Source organism: Nocardiopsis sp. NPDC058631, assembly GCF_042716955.1.
Taxonomy (GTDB): domain Bacteria; phylum Actinomycetota; class Actinomycetes; order Streptosporangiales; family Streptosporangiaceae; genus Nocardiopsis.
In genome coordinates this window covers 1-3564 of record NZ_JBHXQY010000189.1, presented here as the reverse complement: position 1 = coordinate 3564, position 3564 = coordinate 1, and the positions used below count along the sequence as shown (strand labels likewise).

Sequence of the window (3564 nt, the reverse complement as noted above, 5' to 3'; positions counted from 1 at the left end):
GCTCGACCTGCGCACAGAACGCACCCACAAACGAGACCAGCTCAGCCACCGGAACATCGTTGAACCCACCCAGAACCCGCTCCCACTCACCCACACCCAGAGGACTGGAGGCGTCTTCTGTTCCCTGGGCGGGTCGGGGTGGCGTGTCCTGTTGCGCAGGGAAGAGAACGGAGGTTTCTCGAAGGGGGAGGTCATTCATGGCTACCAACCTTGCGACGACACGATCGGACTCACCGCTGCTCGACGGTGTCCGCGGAACCACTCTCGGGCCAGCGCAGGCCCCGGAACCCCCTCATCGTGAGGGCGAACAACGTGCACCCACCCACCAGCGCGGCCAGCCCGCCCGCCGCCCACGGCGAGGGCAAATACTCCAGGAGCAGACCGCCACCGGTCATTCCGAGGGCCGAGCCGACGCCGTACATCGTCATGGCAGCGGTGATCACACGGCCCCGGAGCTCGTCGGGTACCTGACGGAAGATGAGCAGGTCCACCAGGATGCGCATGGCAGGGACGCCGAGCAGCAGCAGAAACAGCACACCTGCCATCCACCACGGCCCCAGGGGCAGTCCGAGCAGTGCGACCAGGACCGCCGTCGTGATCCCCATGACCCCCATCACCCGACCGGGTTCGAGCCGGTGGATCGGCTTGACCAGGAAGGTCCCGGCCAGGCCGCCCACAGCCATACCTGCCATGGCGAGCCCGATGACGCCGGACGAGACACCTTGTTCCTCCAGCACCACAACCGAGATCAGGCCGAAGGGGGCGCTGGCCACGTTCATCAACACGGTGAACAGCAGGACGCCGCGCAGTTCGGGCTTGGCCATGGTGGCGCGCAGCCCCGAAAGCATGCGTTGCCAGGAGCTCTCCCCCTGGTCCACGGGGCGGGGTTGCGGCGGGGCCGGACGGACGAACAGCACGCACAGGAAGGAGAGCGTGAAGGTCACGGCGTTGAAGACGAAGGGCAGGACCATCGCCGTTCCGTAGAGGAAACCGCCCAGGGGCGGCCCGCCCATGGACGCGGCATGGCTGCGGACCTCCTCCTGGGTCAGCGCGGTGGTCAGCTGTTCTCCCGGCACGACCGCCCGCACCATGAGCATGCGGGCCGAGCCGCCGAGTGGCTGGACCGCGCCGAGCAGCAGGGCGGCGACGACGAGGTGCACGAGGGTGAGTTCGGCGAGGACCAGCGCGGCCACCACGCTGAGGGTGACGACCACACGCAGGGTTTCCGCGAGGAGTAGGAGCCGGCGCCGGTCATAACGGTCGCAGAGTTCACCCGCAGGCAGTGAGGCGACCATGCCCGCCGCCATGTGCAGACCTCCGAAGACTCCAGCGAGCGCGGGAGACCCGGTGACGGCCAGGACCGCGAGCGGGTAGACCAAGAGGGATATCTCAAGACCGAGCATTGAGAATGCGGAACCGGTCCACAGGAGCTGGAACCTACGGTTTCGCCAAAGCGGAACCGGCTCTACCGAAGCCACTCCCACCTGTTGTTCGTCACTCATTGCTCACCTCTGTCGACATCCAGTCACACCCGGGCTGCCCTCAGCGATGCAACACCCTACAGAAGGCATTGACAAGACCACCTTGATCGAAGCTGTCAGGTTTCTGCCACATCCCCCTTCCCAACTGTGCCTTGACAGCGGGGCTGAGGCCGATCTAGGTTTACCGGAGTCTGGACAAAAGCATTGCATGCACTCGATCCATGCTTTTACTCCCGAATCCACAACGCACCAAAGACCACCCCACCCCCAGGAGGTCTCCATGAGTAATCCATTCGACGATGAGAAATTGCTCTTCAAGGTGCTCGTCAACGACGAGGGACAACACTCTCTCTGGCCGGCCTTCGCTGACGTACCAGCAGGCTGGGAAGTCCGAGTCCAGGACTCGCCGCGATCGGACTGCCTTTCGTTCATCGAGGAGAACTGGACGGACATGCGACCGAGGAGCCTTGTCGAGTCCATGGAATCGGATACTCCGGCCCGCTGAGGCACGGCAGCACGAAAGTGACCGAGCCGGCCACTGCGCCTGCCCCGTGAATCGTGAAGACCTTCCGATTCGCCGACAGACGGGCACATGAGAGTATCGATCGAAAGGTGGACGGGATTCCATGGATCTGACCCTGTCGAGTCTGCACCGATCAGTGGATTCCCCCACCAGTGAATCCATGAACCTGCTCAACGAGATCGGTGAGCATTTCCCCGAGGCCATATCCTTCGCCGCAGGAAAGCCCTTCGAGGGATTTCTCAGCCTGGACTCCGTGCACGAGTACCTGGACGCCTTCCGCACGCGGCTGACCGACCGGCTCGGCATGAGCGAGGAGCAGGTCGCGCGCAGAGTTCTCCAGTACGGCAGCGCCAGGGGCATCATCAACGACCTGGTGGCGCGCCACCTGGAGGTCGACGAGAGGATCCGGGTGTCCCCGGAGCAGATCGTCGTGACCTCGGGCTGTCAGGAAGCGCTCTACCTGGTACTCCGTGCCCTGCGTGGGAAGTCCGAAGACGCGGTGCTGACCGTGCGTCCCACCTATTCCGGTCTGGACGCCGCGGCCCAGCTGGTGGACATGCCTGTCCTGTCCATCGACGAACCTGCGGACGGGATCGACGGAGCGCACCTGACGAGGGCGGTCAACGAGGCCAGAGGACGGGGATACCGGCCGCGTGCCCTCTACGTGACGCCGGACTTCGCCAATCCCACGGGAAGAAGCCTCACACTTGAGGCGCGTGAAAGCCTTCTGGACGCCGCCGCGGAATGCGAGGTCCTCCTCCTGGAGGACAACCCCTATGGCAACTTCGGGCCGGAGGGGGAACACCCTCCCACCCTGAAGTCCCTGGATCCGTCACGGTGCGTTGTCTATCTGGGATCATTCGCCAAGTCCGGCCTGCCCGGAGCACGTGTCGGATATGTCGTCGCAGACCAGAACGTCACGGAAGGCGACTGCGGCGACTCCCTTCTCGCCGATCAGATCGCTCGACTCAAGGGCATGCTCAGCATCAACACCTCCCCTATCGCGCAGGCCGTGATCGGAGGGAAGATCCTCCTGAACGACTTCAGCCTGCGACGCGCGAACGAGCGTGAGCGCACGGTCTACCAGGAGAACCTCGAATGCCTTCTGGCGAGTTTCGAGGAGAACTTCCCGGAAGTACACGGGGAAAGACTCCACGGGGTTTCCTTCAACACCCCCCGCGGAGGCTTCTTCATGACCGTCACCCTTCCCTTCGCCTCCACCGACGAGATCCTCCGTCTGTGCGGAGAAAAGTACGGTGTGCTCTGGACGCCGATGCACCACTTCCACGGCGACGGAACTCCTAGGAACGAGGTCCGTTTCGCGTTCAGCCATCTCAGCCGGAAACAGATCAGGCTGGGAGTGCAACAGTTCGCTTCGTTCGTCGCGGACCACGCTGACAGGTGAACCACCCCCCGGCGCCATAAACCAAAATCCCCCGTAGCAGAGATGGGCCCGTTCGTGTATCCGTTGTCGTTTGCGCAGCGTCGGTTGTGGTTCCTGTCCCGCCTGGAAGGGCCCTCGGCGACCTACAACGTCCCCGTCGTCACCCGCCTGCACGG

Annotated in this window: 4 protein-coding genes; 2 read left to right on the top strand and 2 right to left on the bottom strand. The window is 64.0% G+C overall.

Annotated features, from left to right (window positions below; genetic code table 11):
* Together ACFWTE_RS29810 and ACFWTE_RS29805 are read right to left on the bottom strand one after the other, a co-directional pair.
* On the bottom strand, window positions 1-199 hold a 199-nt coding region (locus tag ACFWTE_RS29810; protein WP_378783284.1), incomplete at its 3' end, for a hypothetical protein.
* Between the two features lie 31 nt (window positions 200-230).
* Complete coding sequence (locus ACFWTE_RS29805) at window positions 231-1502, bottom strand: MFS transporter (protein WP_378783282.1); 1272 nt, start codon at window positions 1500-1502, stop codon at window positions 231-233.
* A 259-nt stretch (window positions 1503-1761) separates the two neighbouring features.
* Here ACFWTE_RS29805 and ACFWTE_RS29800 point away from each other — a divergent pair, with 259 nt between their 5' ends.
* Window positions 1762-1986 (top strand): MbtH family protein, encoded by a 225-nt coding sequence (locus tag ACFWTE_RS29800; protein ID WP_378783281.1) that lies wholly within the window; start codon window positions 1762-1764, stop codon window positions 1984-1986.
* A gap of 178 nt (window positions 1987-2164) precedes the next feature.
* Window positions 2165-3409, top strand: coding sequence for a PLP-dependent aminotransferase family protein (locus ACFWTE_RS29795; RefSeq protein WP_378783279.1), 1245 nt, complete (start codon window positions 2165-2167; stop codon window positions 3407-3409).
* The last annotated feature ends 155 nt before the right edge of the window (window positions 3410-3564 follow it).

What these genes read in the sequence shown, in the direction of transcription:
- ACFWTE_RS29805 (WP_378783282.1), bottom strand. Translation starts at nt 1,502, where the DNA reads ATGAGTGACGAACAACAGGTGGGAGTGGCTTCGGTAGAGCCGGTTCCG.
- ACFWTE_RS29800 (WP_378783281.1), top strand. Translation starts at nt 1,762, where the DNA reads ATGAGTAATCCATTCGACGATGAGAAATTGCTCTTCAAGGTGCTCGTC.
- ACFWTE_RS29795 (WP_378783279.1), top strand. Translation starts at nt 2,165, where the DNA reads ATGAACCTGCTCAACGAGATCGGTGAGCATTTCCCCGAGGCCATATCC.